Here is a 19,928-nt window from a genome sequence, read left to right as displayed (position 1 = left end):
TGTGGCGCGTGTGTTGGGGCGGGGCGCTGGGCGCCGGTTCGAGCGGGGGGGCGGGGGGGGGCCGGGGGTTCTCCACGGGGTCGTCCCCCTGGTCTTCGCGCCCCTGCCCCACGACCATGGCGATATGGGTCGGCCACGGTCGCCCCGGGCAGATGTCCTGAACCCCGATCCGGTGGGCGCCCGGCAGCGAAGGGGGCTGCCCGTCGGCGATCACGGACTCATCGGCGTACGAGTAGATCGTGGTGTACGACGGGCCCGCGGGCATCGGTGTGCCGCCGGCGGCGAGGGCCTTCGTCCAGTTCGAATCGCGGGCGAACTGCAGGACCGAGGCCGGACAGCGGGCGATCTCCGCGATCGGACGACAGGGGCTGGCGAGCCGTGTCCCTTGGAACGGGGAGCCCAGCGTCACCATGTCGTCGACCCTGCCCGCCAGGTCGGGCCAGTAGCGCAGGGCCCACGCCGTCAGGAGCCCGCCCTGGCTGTGCCCGACCAGGTCCACCTTCCGGCCGGTGCGCTCCTGGACGGTGCGCACCGCGTGGACGACGTACTCGACGGACTCCTGCATGTCCCTGAGCCCGCGGCCGGGGGAGTCCACCCAGCAGCCCTGGTAGCCCTTCTTCTCGAGCTCGGACAGATAGTTCCAGGCGTAGTTCTCCTCGCCCTTGAGGCCGGTGCCTGGGACGAAGATGACGGTCGGCTTGTCGTCGGCCCGGCGCGGGTCGTCGAGGTCCGTCCGGCAGTGCAGCGCCTTGGCGAGCTCGGCTGCCGGAATCTCCAGCGGCGGCGACGGATCGGCCGCGGCCCCGGCGGTGGAGGCCGGAAGGACGGAGAGGGCCAGCACGGCCGCCGCGAGAGAGCCGAGCCATGAGGACAAGCGCACAGTGACCTCCGCGAGACAGATGGAGAGCCCCCGCCACAGGAGGCCCTTCATCGTGAAGCGGCGCACCACTGGACGTCAACAGCCTCACGGGTAACGCGAGTTGACCGCAGGCGTGCCGATCCGGCTGTCGGGCGTCATCCCGCGCTACTCCGCCGTGATGGCCCAGCGCTCGTGGTCCTTCCACTCGCCGTTGATGAGCTGGAAGGCGCTCGAGTACCCCTCGTACCGGAAGCCGAGGCGTTTGACGAGGTTCAGCGAGGGCGTGTTGTCCGGCTGGATGTTCGCCTCGAGCCGGTGGAGTTCCAGCTCGTCGAAGGCGAACTCGATGACGAGGCCCAGGCCTTCGGTGAGGTAGCCGCGGCCGGTCGTGGACGCGTACGCGGTGTAGCCCAGGGTGCCGTTCCGGAAGGCGCCCCGCACCATGTTGTTGATGTTGACGCCGCCCACGATCGCGCCGGTTGCGTGCAGGCAGACCACGAAGCCTTCATGGGTGGGCTGCTCGAACCGCGCGAGAAACGCTTCGAACGCTTCCACCGACATCTCGCCGCCGCCGACCCAGCGGTGCAGCATGTCCGCGCTCTCGGCGCGCAGTGCGGCGATCTCCTCGTAGTCCTGACGGCGGACCCGGCGTATGGCCACGCGCGGGCCCTGACGCAGATATGTGGTGGTTGCCATCCGGCGATCGTAAGATCGTATGCACCCCGGAGTCGACGCGATTCAGCGCCCGGTGCTGCCGTCGATGAGTTCGCGCAGGATGTCGGCGTGGCCCGCGTGCCGGCCGGTCTCCTCGATCATGTGGGTGAGCGCCCAGCGGACGCTCGGCGCCGGGCCCGGGCGGTCCGGGCGGGGGAGTGGCGCGCCGAGGTCGGTGCACGTGTCGAGGACCTCGTTCGCGCGGTCGACGGTGGCCCGGTAGCGGGCGACGACGTCGGAGACACCGTCCTGCGGGGCGGGCCGGAGCGTCGAAGGCCAGTCGGTGATCCGTTCGCCCAGGAACGTCGCGCTCTCGACGGCGACCAGATGGTTGAGCAGCCCGAGCAGGCTCGTGCCCGACGGCACCGCCGCCGCCCGGACCTGCGGTTCCGCGGCTCCTTCGACCTTCGCGGCGATCGAGGCGCGCAGGTAGTCGAGGAACCCGCGCAGGACTTCGGCCTCGCTGTTCGCGGTGCGGGGCGGCGGGGTGTCGTTGCGGCGGGAGGAGGCGGTGGGCACGGCGTACTCCTTGTGCGGCGGGGTGTGGTGTGCGGGAGGGGAGAGGCGGTGGTGCGTCAGCGTCGGGGCGGGGGCGCCGGGTCACGCGGGACGGCGTCAGCGGGCTCGGCGTATCAGCAGCACGTGGTCGATGACCTCCGCGGTGCGCCCGCCGGGGCCGGTCGCCACCCGGCGCGGCGCGTCCGCCCGCTCCACCGGCCACTGCGCGGGAGGCAGGCGCAGCTGCTCGGCGACCTCCCGCGCGGTCGGGTAGCGCACGTCCGGGTCCTGGTTCCACGACCACGGCGCCGTCGAACCATGGTCGACGACCAGGAGAAGGCCGCCCGGGCGCAGCAGCCGGGCAGCGGCCCGCAGGATGGCCGACCGGTCCTGCTCGTAGGGGGTCTGGAAGTAGTGGGCGGTGACCAGGTCCAGTTCGAGGCCGGGCAGCGAGGCGCGCGCGTCGTGCTGTCGGGCCGTGATCCGCTCACTCAGGCCGCGTGCGCGGGCCAGCCGGCCGAGGCGCGTGATCGCCACGTCCGAGACGTCGAGGGCCGTGACCCGCCAGCCCCGGCCCGCGAGCCACAGCGCGTCGCCGCCGCCACCGCAGCCGAGGTCCAGGGCGTCCCCCGGGGGCAGGGCGCTCACCATCTCGACGAGGCGGGTGTTCGGCCGCGGATCGGTGGGCGTGGGCAGCTCCGCGTACACCTCGTCCCAGTACGCCGCGGCGTCGATGTGCTCCATGTGCTCCATCGGATCGGGTTCCTTCCCTCGGTTTCCGTGGAGCGAGTCTCAGCCGAAACGTCAGCAACTGGCATCCCGCCTTGCAGATCTGGCAATTCGGGGCACTCGGGGAGCACGTTCCGGCGGGTGGCGCCCCGCGTGGGCAGCAACCGGCGGTTCCGCGTGCGCAGCAGCCGGTGGCCTTACGCGTGCAGCGCCCCGCCCTCCTCCACATGCCCCTCAGGCTCCAGCTGGATCGTCGAGTGGGCGACGTCGAAGTGGCCCCCGACGCACCGTTGCAGGCGACCGAGCAGCGCTCCGTAACCGTCCCTGAGCGCCTCGTCGGTGACCACTACGTGCGCCGTTAGCACCGGCATGCCCGAGGTGACCGTCCAGCCGTGCAGATCGTGCACGGCGACGACCCCCCGCTCCTCAAGCAGGTGCCGGCGGACCTCGCCGAGGTCGACGTCCTGCGGAGTCGCCTCAAGCAGGACGTGCACGGAGTCCCGCAGCAGCCCGTACGCACGCGGCACGATCAGCACCCCGATGACGATCGAGGCGATCGGGTCGGCGGCCTGCCGGCCCGTGAACAGGATGATCAGGCCGCCCACGATCACGGCGACCGAGCCGAGCGCGTCCCCGAGGACCTCCAGGTACGCGCCCCGCAGGTTGAGGCTCTTCTCCTTGGCGTCCCGCAGCAGCCACAGCCCCACCAGATTGGCGAGCAGCCCGCCCACCGCGACCACGAACATGAGGCCGCCCTTGACCTCAACCGGCTCGCTGAACCGACGGATCGCCGACCACAGCACCCAGACGAAGATGGCGACGAGCAGCAGCGCGTTCAGGACCGCGGAGAAGATTTCGACCCGGTAGAACCCGAAGGTCCGCCGCGGCGTCGGCGCGCGCTGGGCGAGGGTGATGGCGCCGAGCGCCAGCGCGACGCCCACCGCGTCGGTCAGGCTGTGCGCGGCGTCGGCGAGCAGCGCGAGGCTGCCGGACAGGAGCGCGCCGACCACCTGGATGACGGTGATCGTGCCGCTGATGCCGATGGTCCACAGCAGGCGGTTGCGGTACGTCCCGCTGAGCGTGCCGCCCGCCGTCGCCGCGGCCGGGCCGTGGTCGTGCCCCATGCCCGCGAGTGGATCACGGGGCGCGGCGCGCTGCCACCGGACGGCGCCGCCCGGAGGCAGCGCGCCGATCCTGCGGCCCGGCCGGGTTCTCGGCCACCGGGCAGGCCCCCGGCCGGGCTCTCAGTGGATCTGCGGGGACACCGAGGTGCCGCGCTGGTGCGGGATGCCGAGCGGCGGGGGCAGCTCGCCCTGCTGGACCGTCACCGTGCGCGCGGGGGCGGGCACCCGGATGCCCTCGGCGCGGTAGCGCTGGTGCAGGCGCTTGATGAACTCGTGCTTGATCCGGTACTGGTCGCTGAACTCGCCGACGCCCAGGATCACCGTGAAGCTGATCCGCGAATCGCCGAAGGTGTGGAAGCGGATGGCCGCCTCGTGGTCGGGGACCGCGCCGGTGATGTCGGTCATCACCTCGTCCACGACCTCCGTCGTGACGCGTTCGACGTGCTCCAGGTCGCTGTCGTAGCTCACCCCGACCTGCACCGTGATCGACAGCTCCTGCTCGGGCCGGCTGAAGTTGGTCATGTTGGTGCTCGCCAGCTTGGCGTTGGGGATGATCACGAGGTTGTTGGAGAGCTGCCGCACGGTCGTGTTGCGCCAGTTGATGTCGACGACGTAGCCCTCCTCCCCGCTGCTGAGCTGGATGTAGTCGCCGGGCTGCACGGTCTTCGCCGCGAGGATGTGCACGCCCGCGAAGAGGTTGGCGAGGGTGTCCTGGAGGGCCAGGGCGACCGCGAGGCCGCCCACGCCGAGCGCGGTGAGCAGCGGCGCGATGGAGATGCCGAGGGTCTGCAGGACGACGAGGAAGCCCATCGCGAGCACCACGACCCGCGTGATGTTCACGAAGATGGTGGCCGAGCCCGCCACCCCGGAGCGGGACTGCGCCACCGCCCTGACCAGGCCCGTCACGATCCGCGCGGCGGTGAGCGTGGCCGCGAGGATGAGCAGCGCGGTCAGCGTCATGGAGACGTTGTGTCCGGTGCGCGCCGTCAGGGGCAGCGCGCCCGCCGCGGCGGCGAGCCCGGCGGTGATGGCCGCGCAGGGCACGAGGGTGCGCAGGGCGTCGACGATGACGTCGTCACCGCTCCACCGGGTCCGGCTGGCCCGTACGCCGAGCCACCGGAGGAGGGTACGGAGCAGCAGCCCCGCCACGATGCCGGCGGCCACCGCGATGCCGGCGACCATCCAGTCGTGCAGTGTGAGCGCACGGGTCATCGGTTCACTCCCGTCGCACGGGAGGAGTGGTTCGTCGTGCGGAGCGAATGCCCCGCCACGCGGCGTATGTGAAGTGACGTCACCTTGTGATACCTGCTCGATTCCGGGAGTTCGGTCGCGCGGGGCGGGAGACCAGACCCGGCGCGGACGTCATCCTGCCCCATGCGGCGACACCGTGCGCACGTACCCCCACCTGGATCTTCACGGACCGCTCACCTCTGTAAACCGGGCCGTGGTGACGCAGTGTCAGGGACGGGGCCGGGCGCGGTGGCAGGCGCGGCATGCGCCGATGGACGGTCCGCCCGTGATAAAGCCTTGAGCCGGGCGATTTGTCGGTTTCTGTGTGTGAGTGAATGGAAGTGGCCGAGCATGGCGGTGGAGCGTGAAGCCGCAGTTCTGGAAGAGCCGGCAGGCGGCGAGCCGATCCGCGAACCCCTCGTCTCGCCGGTCGGTTCGCACAACGAGTGGGACCCGCTGGAGGAAGTCGTCGTGGGCCGCCTCGACGGGGCGACGATCCCTTCCAGCCACCCGGTCGTGACCTGCAACATCCCGCCCTGGGCGGCGCGGCTGCAAGGGCTCGCCGCGGGCTTCGAGTACCCGCACCGGCTGCTCGCGCCGGCCCAGCGGGAACTCGACGGATTCATCACTCTCCTGCGCTCCCTCGGCGTCACGGTCACCCGCCCAGAAGCGGTCGAGCACAAGCGGCACTTCGCCACCCCCGACTGGTCGTCGCGGGGATTCTGCAACGCCTGCCCGCGCGACGGCCTGCTCGTCGTCGGCGACGAGATCATCGAGACGCCGATGGCATGGCCCTGCCGGTACTTCGAGACGCACTCCTACCGCGAGCTCCTCAAGGACTACTTCCGGCGCGGCGCGCGCTGGACGGCGGCACCGAGGCCGCAGCTCCTCGACACGCTGTACGAGGAGGACTTCCGCCCGCCCGGCCCCGACGAGCCGATGCGCTACGTCCTCACCGAGTTCGAGCCGGTGTTCGACGCGGCGGACTTCGTACGCGCCGGCCGCGACCTGTTCGTCACCCGCAGCAACGTCACCAACCGCATGGGCATCGCATGGCTGCGCCGCCACCTCGGGCCCGGCTACCGCATCCACGAGATCGAGAGCCGCTGCCGCACGCCCATGCACATCGACACGACGTTCATGCCGCTCGCCCCCGGCAAGGTCATGATCAACCCCGAGTACATCGACGTCGACCGCCTGCCCGACGTGCTGAGCTCGTGGGACGTCCTGGTCGCCCCCGAGCCCGATCCGCTCGACGAGCGGCTGCTCAAGATGACCTCCATGTGCGGCAAATGGCTCAGCATGAACGTTCTGATGGTCGACGAGAAGCGGGTGATCGCCGAGCGGCACCACACCGGCATGCTGCGCGCGCTGGAGAAGTGGGGCTTCGAGACGATCCCGTGCGACCTGCTGCACTACGCCCCGTTCGGCGGCTCGTTCCACTGCGCGACGCTCGACGTGCGGCGCCGCGGCACGCTGGAGTCGTACTTCGACTGACCCCACCCCCTGCTCGTCGAATCCGTGCCGTCCGGGGGGTTCCCGAGTCGCCCGAGTTGTGCAAATCTCCTTTCTAATTCCGCGGGCCGGTGGACGTCACCGCCCGTGACGCGACCGCTGTCGCGCGGATACGGGGTGAAGCACTGATGCGGAACACGGCGCGCGGGCACGACCTCGTCGCGTTACGACGGCTCAACACCACCGTCGTACTGCGCGCGCTGCACCGCCGCAGCCCGCGCACCCTCGCCGAACTCGCCGCGGGCACCGGCCTTTCCCGCCCCACCGTGGAAGCCGCCGTCGACGAGCTCACCGAGCGCGGGCTCGTCGGCGAGGCGGCGGGGGACCCGGGGGAGCGCGCGCCGGGGCGCCCCGCCCGCCGCTTCCGCTTCCGCACCGAGGCCGGCTACGTGCTCGGCGCCGACATAGGCCCGCACAAGATGGTCCTGCTCCTCGCCGACCTCGGCGGCACCGTCCTGGCCGCCCACCGCCGCGACGTCGACCCGGCGCTCGGCGGCGGCGCCCGGATCGACCTGCTGCGCCACGCAGTGGAGAGCTTCCTCGCCGCCCACGCCCCGCGCCGTGCCGCCGTCCTCGCCCGCTGCGTGGGCGTGCCCGGCACCGTGGACACGAGCGGGGTCGTCACCTCCGTCGTGGTGCCCGAGTGGTCCGGCGTCGACCTCGGGCGGCTCCTCAAGGACGGCGAGCCCGGCCCCACCCTCGTCGAGAACGACGTGAACCTCGCGGTCCTCGCCGAGCGCTGGCAGGGCGCCGCCACCCTCGCCGCCGACGTCGTCTGTGTGCTCACCGGGCACCGGGTCTCGTGCAGCCTCACCATCGGCGGCCGGCTGCACCGCGGCAGGCGCGGCGGCGCGGGCGAGCTCGGCATGCTGCCGCTGCTCGGCATGAGCAGCGCGCAGGACGCCCTGCGCTGGCCGGGCGCGCGGCGCGCAGGGGAGTCCGAAGTGGCCGCGCTCGCCCGTGCCGCGGACACCTCGGACCCCCGTGCGCTGGCCGCCGTCGCGGACTTCGCCGACCGGCTCGCGCCCGGCGTCGCGGCCCTCTGCCTCGCCGTCGACCCCGAACTGATCGTGCTGACCGGCGGGGCGACAGCGGTCGGCCGGCGCCTCGTGCCGCTGCTCGCCGAGCGGCTGCGCCCCATGACCCTGCACGTCCCGCGCATCGCGCTGAGCTCGCTCGGCGGACGGGGCGTGGCCATCGGCGCCGTGCGCAAGGCGCTCGACCACGTGGAGGAGGAACTGCTCGCGGACACGGCGTCCTGACGGCGCGCCCCGGTGCGGGGACGGACCGCGGCGGCGCCCGACGACTTCCCGGGAGGCGAAGGCACACATGCGCAGAAGGACACTGCTCGGCGGGGCGCTGGCGGCCCCCTTGCTCGCCGCCTGCTCCGACGGGGGCGACGGCTCGGGCGGCGGGGGCAGGACGACGCTCTCGTACGGCATGTGGGACCCGGCGCAGGTGCCGGGCATGGAAGGGATCATCGCCGCGTTCGAGAAGGCGAACCCGCGGATCTCCGTGCGGATCGAACTGACGCCCTGGGCGAGCTACTGGACCACGCTCAAGACGTCGATGCGCGGCGGCACCGCCCCCGACGCCTTCTGGATGAACGCCGTCAACTTCCAGCTGTACGCGTCAGGCGGCGTCCTCGAACCGCTCTCCGGCCACATCAAGGCGGATGCCACACCGGTGGACCGCCACCCGGAAGCCCTCGTCAAGCTCTACTCCTACCGCGGCACGCAGTACGGCCTTCCCAAGGACTTCGACACCATCGGCCTCTGGTACAACAAGAAGCTGTTCGACAAGGCGGGCATCAAGTACCCGGACGCGAGCTGGACCTGGGACGACGTGCGCGACGCGGCGGCCGAGCTCACCGATCCGCGTGAGGGCGTGCACGGCTTCGCCGCCGAGATGGACCGGCAGTTCAAGATCTACCCCGCCATCTGCCAGGCGGACGGATACGTCATCGAGGACGGCCGCTCGGGGTTCGGCGACGAGCGGTCCATCGAGGGCCTGCGCTTCCTGACCGACATGGTCGACCGGGGCTGGTCACCGCCGCAGAGCGCGATGGTCGAGTCCATCGGCCGGGTGCGCTACTGGTCGGAGAAGGTCGCCATGAACTACGACGTCTCCGCGATGGCCGGGCAGATGTACGCCGTCCCCGCGCTCAAGGACCACGGCGGCCTCGCCGTCCTGCCCAAGGGCCGGCGCAGGGCCACCATCATCCACGGCCTGGCCAACGTGATCTCGGCCAAGAGCCGCAAGAAGGCGGCGGCCTGGAAGTTCGTGCACTTCATGGCGGGCCGCGAAGCCGCCGAGATCCAGTCGAAGTCGGGTGTCACCATCTCCTCGTACGAAGGAACCCAGGACGCCTGGCTCGAGTCGATGCCGGAATTCGATCTGAAGCACTACATCGAGATGCAGAAGTACGCGGTGCCCTATCCGAGCTCCAAGAACACCGCCGTCTGGGAGAACCTCCAATACCCGCTGCTCGGCGCCGCGTTCAGCGGAAAGGGCGGCATCGAGAGCGCCGCCCGCACGCTGGGCGAGCAGATGGACCGGGCCCTGAAGGAGGAACGCGCCTCATGAGTGTCTTTCCCGCCACGGCGGCCGCGAAAGCGGCCGGGCGCCGCGCCACCGCGTCCGGTACGCGTCCCCGGTCCCGCAACCAGAAGGCCGCGTACTGGTTCGTCGCGCCGCTCGGAATCGGCTTCGCCGTCTTCTACTTCTGGCCGCTGCTGCAGACGTTGTACTTCAGTTTCACCGAATTCGGGGCCTTCGGCGGCCACACGTTCATCGGCACCGACAACTACGTCCGCGTCGTCAAGGACGTCACCGTCTGGCAGGCGCTCGGCAACACCCTGATCTACACCCTCATCGGCCTCATGGCGCTGCCGATCGCCATCGTCGTCGCCTCGCTCCTGAACCGGCGCGGGCTGCGCGGCGTCCCGCTCTACCGGGCCCTGTACTTCGTGCCGTTCGTGACGCTGCCCGTCGCCGTCGGGCTGGTCTGGAACTGGCTCTACAACGGCGACTTCGGTCTCCTCAACGAAGTCCTGAGCCGGTTCGGTGTGGACCGGCACTACTGGGTGTCGGACCCCTCCACGGCGGTCTACGCGATCGGCACCGTGATCGTCTGGTCGACCACCGGCTACTACTTGATCATCTTCATGGCGGGCATCAAGGGAATTCCGCAGGATTACTACGAGGCCGCCGAACTCGACGGGGCAGGATCGCTGCGCAGGTTCTTCACCATCACCCTGCCGCTGCTCAGCCCCACCATCTTCTTCGCCTCCATCATCTGCATGATCAATTCACTGCAGACCTTCGACCTGATCTACATCATGATGGCCGAGAAGAATCCGGCGATCGGCGACACCCAGTCGATCGTCGGCCTCTTCTACAAATGGGCGTTCATGGAGAACGCGCAGGGCGCCGCGGCCGCGCTCGCCTTCCTGCTCATGCTCGTCATCGCCGGCCTGACCTTCCTGCAGTTCCGGCTCCAGAAGAGGTGGGTGCACTATGCCTGAGCACGCCCCCGAGCATCCTGAGCACGCCCCCGAGCGTCCTGCTCCCGCCCCCGAGCAAGCCACCGGGCCCACCCGGACGCGCAGGAACCGGCGCCGCGTCGACCCCGGATCCATCGCCACCCACGCCGTCCTCTCGCTCGGCGCCCTCGTGATGGTCTTCCCCTTCCTCTGGCAGCTGCTCACCGCGCTCAAGACCCTCGCGGAAACCTCCCGCGTACCGCCCACCTTCCTGCCCGACACCTGGAACTGGTCGAGCTTCGAAGAGGTCTTCACCGCACTGCCGTTCCGCGAAATGCTCACCAACAGCCTCATCAACACCGTCGGACGCACCCTCGGCCAGCTCGTCTTCTGCTCCCTGGCCGCCTACGCGTTCGCGCGCATGCAATTCCGCGGCCGCAACGCGCTGTTCGCGCTCTTCCTCTCCGTGCTGATGGTGCCGAGCTCCCTGCTCGTCCTGCCGCAGTACGACATCGTCCAGTGGCTCGGCCTGCTCAACACCGCCCCCGCGCTCTTCCTGCCCGGCATGTTCAGCGCGTTCGGCACGTTCATGCTGCGCCAGTTCTTCCTCTCGCTCCCCAAGGAACTGGAGGAGGCCGCCCGCATCGACGGCGCCGGGCCCTTCCGCATCTTCTGGTCGATCATGCTGCCGCTGATCCGGCCCGCACTGGCCGCCCTCGCCGTCATCACCGCCATGTGGTCCTGGAACGACCTGCTGTGGCCGCTGATCGTCAACACCGACCCGCAGAAGATGCCCATCAGCGCGGGGCTGACATCCCTGGAGGGCCAGTTCGAGACGAACTACCCGATCATGATGGCCGGTTCGCTCGTCGCGAGCCTGCCGATGCTGCTCGTCTACGTCTTCCTGCAGCGGCACTTCGTCCAGAGCGTCGCCCTCTCCGGCTCCAAGAGCTGACCTCCCTGCCCCCCACGGAAAGGCAGCCGTCCTCCATGGCACCGCTCCACATCGGCCTGCTCGGCGCCGGCGGCATCGCCCGCGCGCATCTGCCCGGCTGGCTCGCGCTCGGCGCCCGCGTGAGCATCCACACCGTCGACGGCTCCGCGGAGAAGCTCGCCTCCGCGTACGCGGAGCGCGGCCACGACGTCCGGGCAGTCGACAGCCTGGACGACCTCCTCGGCGACGTGCGCGCCGTCGACGTCTGCACCCCCACCCCCACCCACAAGCAACTCGCCCTCGCAGCTGTGGCCGCCGGCCGGCACGTAGTCTGCGAGAAGCCGCTCGCCCTCACCGCCCGCGACGCCGCGGAGCTCGCGGCAGCCGCCGACGCGTCGGGCGTACGGCTTCATCCCGCACACGTGGTGCGCTACTTCCCTGCGTACGCGGCCCTGCGGCGGGCCGTCGTCCGCGGCGACCTCGGCGAGCTCGCCGTGCTGCGCTTCACCCGCGGCGGGGCCCGGCCCCGCTGGGCCCCGTGGTTCGGCGACCCGGCCCAGTCCGGGGGCGTCATCATGGACCTGATGGTGCACGACATCGACATCGCCCGCTGGCTCGCGGGCGACGTGGTCCGCGTGCACGCAAGGACCCGCGGCGTCGAGCACGCCACCGGCAGCCCGCCCGAGGTCGTCACCGCCACCGCCGTCCTCACCCACGCGTCGGGCGCCGTCAGCCACATCGACGGACTGTGGGGACTGCCCGACCAGGAGTTCCGCACGACGTTCCGGGTCGCGGGGGCCGACGGCCTGCTGCACCACGACTCCACGGCCGTGCCCGGCTTCCGGATCACCGCACAGGGCGTACGGGCCGCGAACGAAGGCATCCCGTCCAGCCCCATGACCGAGAGCCCGTTCCTCGCCGAACTTCGCGAGTTCGCCGCGTCCTGGCAGGAGGGCGGCCCCGAACCGCGGGTGAGCGCCCGCGACGGCGTCGAAGCGGTGCGGATCGCCGAGGCCGCGGTGGAGTCGAGCCGCACCGGCCGTGTCATCGAGCTCGGCCGTGCCATCGGGACCGCGCCCGCCGTCGGGAGCGCCCCCGCCATCGGGGCCGCCCCTGTCGTCAAGTACGAGGAGGCAGTGCGATGAAGGTCATGAAGGTCGCCGTCCTGTCGTTCGCCCACGTCCACGCCGCCGGGTACCTCCGCCTCCTGGCCCGCATGCCCGGCATCGAGGTCCTGGGCAGCGACCCGGACACCGACCTCGCGGCCCCGGGCGAGGTGCGCGGACGCCCCGTCGCCGACGCGTCGGGCGCCGCCTACGCGGACACGTACGACGAGGCGTTCGCCTGGGGCCCGGACGCGGTCATCGTCTGCTCGGAGAACGCCCGGCACCGCCCCTTGGTCGAACTCGCCGCGGCACACGGCGTGCCCGTCCTCTGCGAGAAGCCGCTGGCCGCCACCGTCGCGGACGGCGAGGCGATGGTCGACGCCTGCCGCGCCGCAGGAGTGCGGCTCGCGGTCGCCTACCCGGTGCGCTTCAGCCCGGCGTACGCCGCCGTGAAGGCGGCCGTCACCTCAGGGGAGGCGGGGCAGGTCCTCAGGGTGTCGGGCGCCAACAACGGCGCCATGCCGACCCGCGCCCGCCGCTGGTTCGCCGAGCCCGAACTCTCCGGCGGCGGCGCACTGATGGACCACACCGTGCACATCGCCGACCTCCTCGACGACCTCTTCGGCGAGGCCCTGCCCGTCGAGGTCTACGCGCAGACCAACAACCTCCTGTACCCCGACGAGGTCGCCGCCGAGACCAGCGGCCTGGTCAGCGTGACCTACCCCAACGGCGCCGTCGCCACCATCGACTGCAGCTGGTCCCACCCCCGCTCCCACCACTCCTGGGGCGGCCTCGAACTCACCGTCGTCGGCGAGCGGGCCACCCTGGAGATGGACGCCTTCGACCAGAAGGTGCACGGCTTCAGCGAACGCCGGGGGCGCGGCACCGAAGTGCCGTTCGGCGTCGACCTGGACGAACTCTTGCTGCGCGCCTTCCTGTACGGGCCGGAGGAGGGCGGCATGACCGTCGCGGACGGCGAGGGCGGTCTGCGCACGCTGCGTATCGTGGAGGCCGGTTACGCCTCGGCCCGCAGCGGAGTCCCGGTGCCGCTCGACCTGCGGTGAAGCGGGGAAGGGCTGCGTCCGTGTGGCGCGGGCCCATCCTCCCGGCGACGACGGGGATGGGAGGACACGCCCTAGAGTTGGGCCGTGGACGATGAGCGGACGCGGAACACGGTGGGCGGGCAGGCGCGGGTCGGGACGGTCGTCCAGACGGGCCGTGTCGAGGTCCTGAACCTGTACGGGGGCGACGGGCCCGGCGACGGTGAAGTGATGTGCCATCAGTTGCCTCCCGATGTGCGGCACTTCGAGGACCGCGACGACCAGCGCTCGCTGGCGCTCGGCGCCGCCGCCCGCCCCAGAGCGGCCGGCCGGCCCCTCGTCGTCTCGGTCACCGGGGTGCACGGCGTCGGCAAGACCGCCCTCGCCGTGCACCTGGCCCACCGCCTCGCAGCGGCCGACTCCTACGTCGTGCGGTACGTCGACCTCGACGACCACCGCCCCGACGGCGGCACCGACCTGGCCGACGTCATGGGGGAGCTGCTGCGGTCCTTCGGCGTGAGCGACCTGCTGGAGGGCCCCGCGCCGCGTCGTCGCAGGCAGTACTGGGAACAGACGGGCAAGCGGCGCCTCGTCCTCGTCCTCGACAACGTCCGTACCGGCACCGAGGTCAGCGGGCTCCTCCCCTCATCCGCGGAGAGCGTCGTCGTCGCCGCGGGCAGGCAGACGCTGTTCGACGTCGAGGGCGGAGTGGACCTGGAACTCCCGGTGGACCCGCTCGAAGAGCCGCACGCCGAGCGGCTGTTGAGCCGGATCGCCGACGACCCGCGGCTCACCGCCGACCCCGCGTCGGCCGCCGAACTCGCCCGGATCTGCGGCGGCCTGCCCGCCGCCCTCCAGGTGGCCGCCGAATGGCTGCGCAAGCACCGCACCCGCAGGCTCGCCCGTCTCACCGCCCAACTCGCCGCCGAACTCGACGCGAACGGAGTGCCCACCGTGGAGGCCGTATGGGACGCCGCGTACCAGGACCTCACCCCCGGCGCCGCCACGCTCTACCGCCTGCTCGTCGAGCACCCCGGGCCCTGGATCGACCCCCAAGCGGTCACCGCGCTGCTCGGCAGGGGAGAGGACGAGGCCGAGGACGCCCTCGACGAGCTGGTGCGGGCGAGCCTCCTGGCCCGCGGGCACGACGGACGGCTGCGCCTGCACGATCTGCTGCGCGCGCACGCCGTGCGCCGCGCGGACCGGGCGCGCCGGGACGACGGTGGCCGCGCGGCGGACGAGGCGAGGCGACGCGTCATCCGCTGGTACCTCCGCCAGGCGCAGCGCGCGGACCTGCTCCGCGCCGGAACCCGCATGACCTTCGCCGCACCGGTCCCGGCGCTCCCGGACACCCCCGACACGGACTTCGGGATCACCCCCACCGACGGCGAGAAGCGGCGGAAGGCGAAGGCCCTGCACTGGCTGGAGGCCGAACGGCTCGCCCTGCACGACTGCGTCCGCGTCGCCCACGCGCGCGGCCTCGACGACGAGGCCTGGGCCCTGTGCGAACCCCTGTGGACGCACTACCTCGACCACCCCCGCCTCACGCAGGTCATCGAGACGTTCAGCACCGGACGCGACGCGGCACTGCGCGCGGGACGCCCGCTCGCCGCGCTGGTCCGCATGCGCTGCCAGCTCGCGCGCCCGCTGTGGGAGCAGGGGCGCCACGACGACGCCGAGACCGAACTGCGGCTCGCGGCGGCGGCCGCCGAGACGCTCGGGGACGAGCCCGGGAACAAGAAGCTGCGCGCCTCGGTCGTCGAGTTCCGGGGACTGCTCGGCTCGGCCCGCGGCCAGTGGGCGTCGGCGGCGGCCGACTTCGAGGCGTCCGGGCGCATCCACACGGAGATCGGCAACGCCTACGGGGCCATGCTCCAGACCTACCTGCTCGGCAAGGCCCGCACGGAGTTGGGCGAACTCGACCTCGCCGCAGAGCTGTTGACCGACGCCCACGCGCGAGCCGAGGAGCTGGGGCGCGCCCGGCTCGTCGCCAGGACCGGCTTCGCGCTCGCCCGGGTGCTGCGACGCCTCGGGCGCCGGAGCGAGGCCAGGGCGCTCTACGCCGAGGCGCTGGAGCAGGCCCGCCTCGACGAGTCCGCCCGCGAGGAGCTGCGGGTCCTCGACGCGCTGGCGGAGCTGGCCGAGGAGTGCGGGGACGCGGCGGGAGCGGCGGAGTTCCGGGGTGCGGCGCGGGACGTACGGGAGCGGGGCGGCGGCCTGGCCTGACCGGCCCCCGGGTCGAGGCCGCGGGGGCCGCTGGCGCAGCTGAGGGTCTAAAGCTCCTGCCGGCCCTCGTCCGGAGTGGCCGGGGTGAGCGTCGCACGGTGCACGCGGTCCGCGACGGCGCAGAAGACGGTCACCCCCTGTGCGGGCACAGGCACATCGCGTCCTTCCTCCACGAGCCAGGCGTGCACGCCGGACAGTACGGCCGCGGGATCGGCGCGCAGCACCCGGCCGTCCGCGGCCAGGTGCGGTTCGACGCGCACGGACAGGAGCACGCCGCCGGTCCTGCGCACCAGGCAGTACGAGGCGCTCAGCGCGACGGCGGCCGTGCGCGGCCCGGCGTGCTCGGCGAGCACGTGACGCGTCCACCCGTCGACCGTCCAGGTCTCGCCCCGCGCGGCGCGTTCGGGGGAGGGGCCGGAACGGCGGAACAGGAGCCCGGCGCTCTGCAGTTGGGTGCCCGAAGCCCGGTCCGCCTCGACGGCCAGATGATGCGCGGGGGCGTCGGACCGCGCGGGCCGCCGCTCGACGCACACGTGCGGCCCCTGCCGCTCCACCCGCACGGCGAAGGCGGCGGGGCCCCGGCCGGGGCGTGCCGGATCGGGCAACGGATGCGGCTCGGGCGGATCGGCCGGCGGGGTCAGGCCGAGAATCCGGTACATCTCCTCGCGCAGCCTGCGTACGGCGTTGCCGCGCTCGGCGAACGCCTGCCCCGCGACGGAGGCAGGGACGCCGGGCCTGTGGCCCTCGACGGCACGCTCCAGGTCGGCCGTGGTCGGCTGCTCCACCGAACCCAGAACCGGAATGTGCGCGAGGAGCTCGGCCATCGGGGTGCCCGGGATCAGCTCCCCGCCACCGTCGCCCACGGCGGCCATCGGCAGATCACGGGCCGCCGCCGCGTACAGCGCCGCAGAGCCGTGGTCCGTGACGATGACGTCGGCGGCGACGAGCAGCGCGGCCCACTCCTCGTACGGGCGGGCCAGGACCAGGCCCGCGTCGAGGGCGGGCGCGAGATCCTGCGCGAGGTCGAACGCTCCTGTCCTGCTGTGCTCGTTGGGGTGCAGGACGAGGCCCAGCTGGTACGTGTCGTGCGGAAGCTCGGCCGCCAGGCGGGCGGGGAGGCGGGGGTGGCGGCGGATCAGGGAGTGCGCGCCCCAGGTGGAGGTGAGGACGACCAGCTTGCGGCCGCCGGTGCGCAGGGCGCTCCGGTAGCGCTCGCGCCGTGGCAGGGAGGCGAGGACGCGGTCGAGAGTGGGGTCGCCGGTGACGGTCGCGCGTGCGGCAGCCGGAGGGCACTCGGCGGCGAGGCGGGCCGCCTGGGAGGGGTGGGCCAGCGCGTGCAGGCGGGCCAGCGGGCGCCCGTCGGGCATCAGGAGTGCCGGGTCCATGCCGGAGGCGGAGTCGCCGGAGCCAGGCCGCGCGGGCAGGGCCTTGTTGTAGCCGGCGCCGTGCGGCAGCAGGACGCGCGGTCCGCGCAGCCCGGCGAGACCGCCCTTGGGGCTGGCGGTCAGGATCAGGTCGTGGGACTGGGCCAGGGCCTCGGCCCAGGGGAGCGTGCGCCCGCCGGCCCGCTCGACCGCCGCGAGGGCGTCGGCGCCGAAGTCGGAGCCGGGGATCAGGGTGAAGCGGCGGCGGACGCGCTCGTCGCCCGCGAAGGCCGGCAGGACGTCGAGGAGCCGGTGCAAGGCGGTCGCCGACCGGGCGGCGAACAGGACGCGCTTCTCACCGCCGGACGCAGCCACGACGGGACGGGACGGGACCCGCTGCCCGCTGCCCGCTGCCCGCTGCCCGCTGCCCGCTGCCCGCTTCGGGAGTGTTCATTCTAGTCTGCACGGCAGCGTCGCGAGTCCCGTTTCCGCACTTCGGGGCGGGTATGTACGGATCGGCGGGCGGCATGCCGGAGATCGTACCCGGCTCCGCAGGATAGACCTGCGGCGGAGGCACGCTGCGACCGGAGTCGGATCCGGAACGGATCGGCCGGGTATTAGCGTGGACGGAACAGATCGATCGACAGGATCCGAGGTGCCCGGCCCATGCCAAGCCGCAGCGAGAGCCGTACCGAGCTCATCGAGTCACTCATGGAGCGGTTCCCGCACGTGCCGCGGGAAGCCGTCATCAAGGAGGATCTGCTGCGCGGCGGCATCGCCTTCGACGAGTCGGCGCTCAGCGACAACGAAGGCGGTGACGTCAAGCCGAAGTCGTACTTCATCTTCTCCTTCGACCACGGCACGCTGCCCGAGCTCGGCGCCGCCGCGCTGCGCCGCCCGCCGGAGGAGATCGTCCTCACCGGCGGCCCCTACGAGCTGCGCCGTACCGTCGTCTCGGTGCGCGTGAACCCCGGCTCGCCCTACCGCGTCGCCGCCGACGACCACGGCGTCCTCGGCCTCTACCTGGACGGCGTGCGGATCTCCGACGTCGGCCTGCCGCCGATGCCGGACTACTACCGGCACACGCTGGAGAACGGCAAGTCCGTGATGGAGGTGGCACCCACCATCCAGTGGGGCTACCTGATCTACCTGACGGTCTTCCGGGTCTGCCAGTACTTCGGCGCCAAGGAGGAGTGCCAGTACTGCGACATCAACCACAACTGGCGCCAGCAGAAGGCGGCGGGCCGCCCCTACACCGGCGTGAAGCCGATGGACGAGGTCCTCGAAGCCCTCGCCATCATCGACAAGTACGACACGAACAAGTCCTCCACCGCGTACACGCTCACCGGCGGCGCCATCACCACGCAGCTCCAGGGCAAGGACGAGGCCGACTTCTACGGTCAGTACGCGAAGGCCATCGAGGAGCGCTTCCCCGGCCGCTGGATCGGCAAGGTCGTCGCGCAGGCGCTGCCCAAGGCGGACGTGCAGCGCTTCCACGACTACGGCGTGCGGATCTACCACCCCAACTACGAGGTGTGGGACCCGTACCTGTTCGAGCGGTACTGCCCAGGCAAGGAGCGCTACGTCGGGCGCGACGAGTGGCACCGCCGCATCCTGGGCTCCGCCGAGGTGTTCGGGCCGCGCAACGTCATCCCGAACTTCGTGGCGGGCGTGGAGATGGCGGAACCGTTCGGCTTCAAGACCGTCGACGAGGCCATCGACTCGACCGTCGAGGGGTTGCAGTACTTCATGTCGCGCGGCATCACGCCCCGCTTCACCACGTGGTGCCCGGAGCCGACGACGCCGCTGGGCAAGGCGAACCCGCAGGGCGCGCCGCTGGAGTACCACGTCCGCCTCCTCGAGGCCTACCGCGCGACGATGGAGGCCAACGGCCTGACGTCGCCCCCCGGTTACGGCCCGGCGGGCCCCGGCAACGCGGTCTTCTCGGTGAGCTCGTTCATGGACAGCCTGCCCGCGGAGAAGGCGGCTCCGGAGGACGCGGTCACTCCCGCCCAGGCGCGGTAGGCCCGCCCGCGGTGAGCCTGCTCGGGGTCGTCGGAAACCCCGGGCGGGCCGCCACAAGGCGCGGCGCTGCGCACGCCCGACCCGGAACGGCTGCGGGCCCAGCTGCGCGCACATCACGGCGTCGTCCAGTGGGTGCCGGGCCACAATGTCCTGCGGCTGCGGCTGCGGCGCGGCGCGGGCCGCGCCACCCTGATCTGTCTCGACCCGGCCCTCCCGGCCGATCAGGATCACCGCTTCGTAGGATGACGGCGTGATCCGGACGCGGGCGACCCCCGCGTCCGGGCGGCGCGACAGTCAGCCACCCAGAGCCGGAGGTCCCCGTGCAGCACCAGCCCGTCACCGTCGTCACCGGCGGCAGCCGCGGTATCGGCGCAGCTGTCAGCGCCCGTCTCGCCGAGGACGGCCACGACGTCGTCATCGGCTACCGCTCGAACGCCACGGCCGCCGACGAGGTCGCGGCGACGGTCCGCGCGGCCGGCCGCCGCTGCGTCACCGTCCAGGTCGACACCGCCGACGAGAGCGACGTCGACCGCCTCTTCGACACCGCCGCCGCCGAACTCGGCCCGGTCACCGGACTCGTCAACAACGCCGGTGTGGGCGGTCCCGTCGGCCCGCTCGCCGACGCCGACGCCGAGGGCATGCGGCGGGCGCTGGAGGTCAACGTCCTCGGCTACCTGCTCTGCGCCCGGCGCGCGGTGCGGGACATGCGGGCCCACGGCGGCGGAGCCATCGTGAACATCTCGTCCGCCGCGGCCACCCTCGGCGGCCCCGGTGAGTACGTGCACTACGCGGCCGCCAAGGGCGCCGTCGACACGCTGACGGTCGGCCTGTCCAAGGAGGTCGCGAGCGACGGCATCCGCGTCAACGCCGTCGCCCCCGGCGTCATCTGGACCGAGTTCCACACCGACCCCGAGCGCCCCGCGAAACTCGCGGCGGGCATTCCGCTGGGCCGCTCCGGTCAGCCCTCGGAGGTCGCCGGGGCCGTGTCCTGGCTGCTCTCGGACGACGCGTCGTACGCGACCGGGACGGTCCTGCGGGTGGCGGGCGGGCGCTGACCTTGCCCGACGACTGCCGGGGAC

General features: G+C 72.2%; 17 protein-coding genes. 10 read left to right on the top strand and 7 right to left on the bottom strand.

Going from position 1 to position 19,928, the window contains the following annotated elements:
• From ACFVYR_RS01065 to ACFVYR_RS01040, 6 genes are all read right to left on the bottom strand, one after another.
• Positions 1-880: esterase/lipase family protein (locus tag ACFVYR_RS01065; protein ID WP_389611056.1), on the bottom strand; the 880-nt coding region annotated here is incomplete at its 3' end.
• 144 nt (positions 881-1,024) lie between these two features.
• A complete protein-coding gene (locus ACFVYR_RS01060) occupies positions 1,025-1,555 on the bottom strand; it encodes a GNAT family N-acetyltransferase (RefSeq protein WP_384247280.1) in 531 nt (176 codons plus the stop codon).
• 42 nt (positions 1,556-1,597) lie between these two features.
• Entirely contained in the window at positions 1,598-2,092 is a 495-nt protein-coding gene (locus ACFVYR_RS01055) for a DinB family protein (protein ID WP_384247278.1), read from the bottom strand.
• A gap of 96 nt (positions 2,093-2,188) precedes the next feature.
• Positions 2,189-2,815: a methyltransferase domain-containing protein gene (locus tag ACFVYR_RS01050; RefSeq protein WP_384247977.1), complete on the bottom strand. Its 627-nt coding sequence runs from the start codon at positions 2,813-2,815 to the stop codon at positions 2,189-2,191.
• 182 nt (positions 2,816-2,997) lie between these two features.
• Complete coding sequence (locus ACFVYR_RS01045) at positions 2,998-3,924, bottom strand: cation diffusion facilitator family transporter (RefSeq protein ID WP_384247275.1); 927 nt, start codon at positions 3,922-3,924, stop codon at positions 2,998-3,000.
• Positions 3,925-4,044: 120 nt separating this feature from the next.
• A complete protein-coding gene (locus ACFVYR_RS01040; RefSeq protein WP_384247272.1) occupies positions 4,045-5,136 on the bottom strand; it encodes a mechanosensitive ion channel family protein in 1,092 nt (363 codons plus the stop codon).
• A 369-nt stretch (positions 5,137-5,505) separates the two neighbouring features.
• On the opposite strand from ACFVYR_RS01040, the gene ACFVYR_RS01035 reads away from it, so the two are divergent.
• The 8 genes from ACFVYR_RS01035 (at position 5,506) to ACFVYR_RS01000 (ending at position 15,460) form a co-directional block, all read left to right on the top strand.
• Complete coding sequence (locus tag ACFVYR_RS01035; RefSeq protein WP_384247269.1) at positions 5,506-6,651, top strand: amidinotransferase; 1,146 nt, start codon at positions 5,506-5,508, stop codon at positions 6,649-6,651.
• Between the two features lie 146 nt (positions 6,652-6,797).
• Positions 6,798-7,931 carry an ROK family transcriptional regulator gene (locus tag ACFVYR_RS01030; RefSeq protein WP_384247266.1) on the top strand — a complete coding sequence of 378 codons (1,134 nt, stop codon included), beginning with the start codon at positions 6,798-6,800 and terminating at the stop codon, positions 7,929-7,931.
• 67 nt (positions 7,932-7,998) lie between these two features.
• Positions 7,999-9,255: an ABC transporter substrate-binding protein gene (locus ACFVYR_RS01025; RefSeq protein WP_384247263.1), complete on the top strand. Its 1,257-nt coding sequence runs from the start codon at positions 7,999-8,001 to the stop codon at positions 9,253-9,255.
• On the top strand, positions 9,252-10,196 hold the full coding sequence (locus ACFVYR_RS01020; protein WP_384247260.1) for a carbohydrate ABC transporter permease: 945 nt from the start codon (positions 9,252-9,254) through the stop codon (positions 10,194-10,196). Before ACFVYR_RS01025 ends, ACFVYR_RS01020 begins: the two co-directional genes overlap by 4 nt.
• Positions 10,189-11,109 carry a carbohydrate ABC transporter permease gene (locus tag ACFVYR_RS01015; RefSeq protein ID WP_384247258.1) on the top strand — a complete coding sequence of 307 codons (921 nt, stop codon included), beginning with the start codon at positions 10,189-10,191 and terminating at the stop codon, positions 11,107-11,109. The genes ACFVYR_RS01020 and ACFVYR_RS01015 overlap by 8 nt, the downstream gene beginning before the upstream one ends.
• 35 nt (positions 11,110-11,144) lie before the next feature.
• Positions 11,145-12,233, top strand: coding sequence for a Gfo/Idh/MocA family protein (locus ACFVYR_RS01010; RefSeq protein WP_384247255.1), 1,089 nt, complete (start codon positions 11,145-11,147; stop codon positions 12,231-12,233).
• Positions 12,230-13,258 carry a Gfo/Idh/MocA family protein gene (locus tag ACFVYR_RS01005; protein WP_384247253.1) on the top strand — a complete coding sequence of 343 codons (1,029 nt, stop codon included), beginning with the start codon at positions 12,230-12,232 and terminating at the stop codon, positions 13,256-13,258. The genes ACFVYR_RS01010 and ACFVYR_RS01005 overlap by 4 nt, the downstream gene beginning before the upstream one ends.
• 84 nt (positions 13,259-13,342) lie before the next feature.
• Entirely contained in the window at positions 13,343-15,460 is a 2,118-nt protein-coding gene (locus ACFVYR_RS01000) for an NB-ARC domain-containing protein (protein WP_384247251.1), read from the top strand.
• Positions 15,461-15,507: 47 nt separating this feature from the next.
• On the opposite strand, the gene ACFVYR_RS00995 is transcribed toward ACFVYR_RS01000, so the two are convergent.
• Positions 15,508-17,199: a translation initiation factor 2 gene (locus tag ACFVYR_RS00995; protein ID WP_384247249.1), complete on the bottom strand. Its 1,692-nt coding sequence runs from the start codon at positions 17,197-17,199 to the stop codon at positions 15,508-15,510.
• A 291-nt stretch (positions 17,200-17,490) separates the two neighbouring features.
• Here ACFVYR_RS00995 and ACFVYR_RS00990 point away from each other — a divergent pair, with 291 nt between their 5' ends.
• Positions 17,491-18,849, top strand: coding sequence for a radical SAM protein (locus tag ACFVYR_RS00990; RefSeq protein ID WP_384247246.1), 1,359 nt, complete (start codon positions 17,491-17,493; stop codon positions 18,847-18,849).
• A gap of 320 nt (positions 18,850-19,169) precedes the next feature.
• Positions 19,170-19,904: an SDR family NAD(P)-dependent oxidoreductase gene (locus tag ACFVYR_RS00985; RefSeq protein ID WP_384247244.1), complete on the top strand. Its 735-nt coding sequence runs from the start codon at positions 19,170-19,172 to the stop codon at positions 19,902-19,904.
• Positions 19,905-19,928: the final 24 nt, after the last annotated feature.

This window comes from Streptomyces sp. NPDC058284 (assembly GCF_042881135.1).
GTDB lineage: Bacteria > Actinomycetota > Actinomycetes > Streptomycetales > Streptomycetaceae > Streptomyces.
The sequence above is the reverse complement of the archived record's forward strand: the minus strand, read 5'-3'. Positions and strand labels throughout refer to the sequence as shown.

Bases quoted from the DNA above. Each gene is read 5' to 3' on its own strand.
- ACFVYR_RS01005 (WP_384247253.1), top strand. From the start codon at position 12,230: ATGAAGGTCATGAAGGTCGCCGTCCTGTCGTTCGCCCACGTCCACGCC.
- ACFVYR_RS01045 (WP_384247275.1), bottom strand. From the start codon at position 3,924: ATGGGGCACGACCACGGCCCGGCCGCGGCGACGGCGGGCGGCACGCTC.
- ACFVYR_RS01060 (WP_384247280.1), bottom strand. From the start codon at position 1,555: ATGGCAACCACCACATATCTGCGTCAGGGCCCGCGCGTGGCCATACGC.
- ACFVYR_RS00990 (WP_384247246.1), top strand. From the start codon at position 17,491: ATGCCAAGCCGCAGCGAGAGCCGTACCGAGCTCATCGAGTCACTCATG.
- ACFVYR_RS01040 (WP_384247272.1), bottom strand. From the start codon at position 5,136: ATGACCCGTGCGCTCACACTGCACGACTGGATGGTCGCCGGCATCGCG.
- ACFVYR_RS01010 (WP_384247255.1), top strand. From the start codon at position 11,145: ATGGCACCGCTCCACATCGGCCTGCTCGGCGCCGGCGGCATCGCCCGC.
- ACFVYR_RS01035 (WP_384247269.1), top strand. From the start codon at position 5,506: ATGGCGGTGGAGCGTGAAGCCGCAGTTCTGGAAGAGCCGGCAGGCGGC.
- ACFVYR_RS01020 (WP_384247260.1), top strand. From the start codon at position 9,252: ATGAGTGTCTTTCCCGCCACGGCGGCCGCGAAAGCGGCCGGGCGCCGC.
- ACFVYR_RS01030 (WP_384247266.1), top strand. From the start codon at position 6,798: ATGCGGAACACGGCGCGCGGGCACGACCTCGTCGCGTTACGACGGCTC.
- ACFVYR_RS01050 (WP_384247977.1), bottom strand. From the start codon at position 2,815: ATGGAGCACATCGACGCCGCGGCGTACTGGGACGAGGTGTACGCGGAG.
- ACFVYR_RS01025 (WP_384247263.1), top strand. From the start codon at position 7,999: ATGCGCAGAAGGACACTGCTCGGCGGGGCGCTGGCGGCCCCCTTGCTC.
- ACFVYR_RS01015 (WP_384247258.1), top strand. From the start codon at position 10,189: ATGCCTGAGCACGCCCCCGAGCATCCTGAGCACGCCCCCGAGCGTCCT.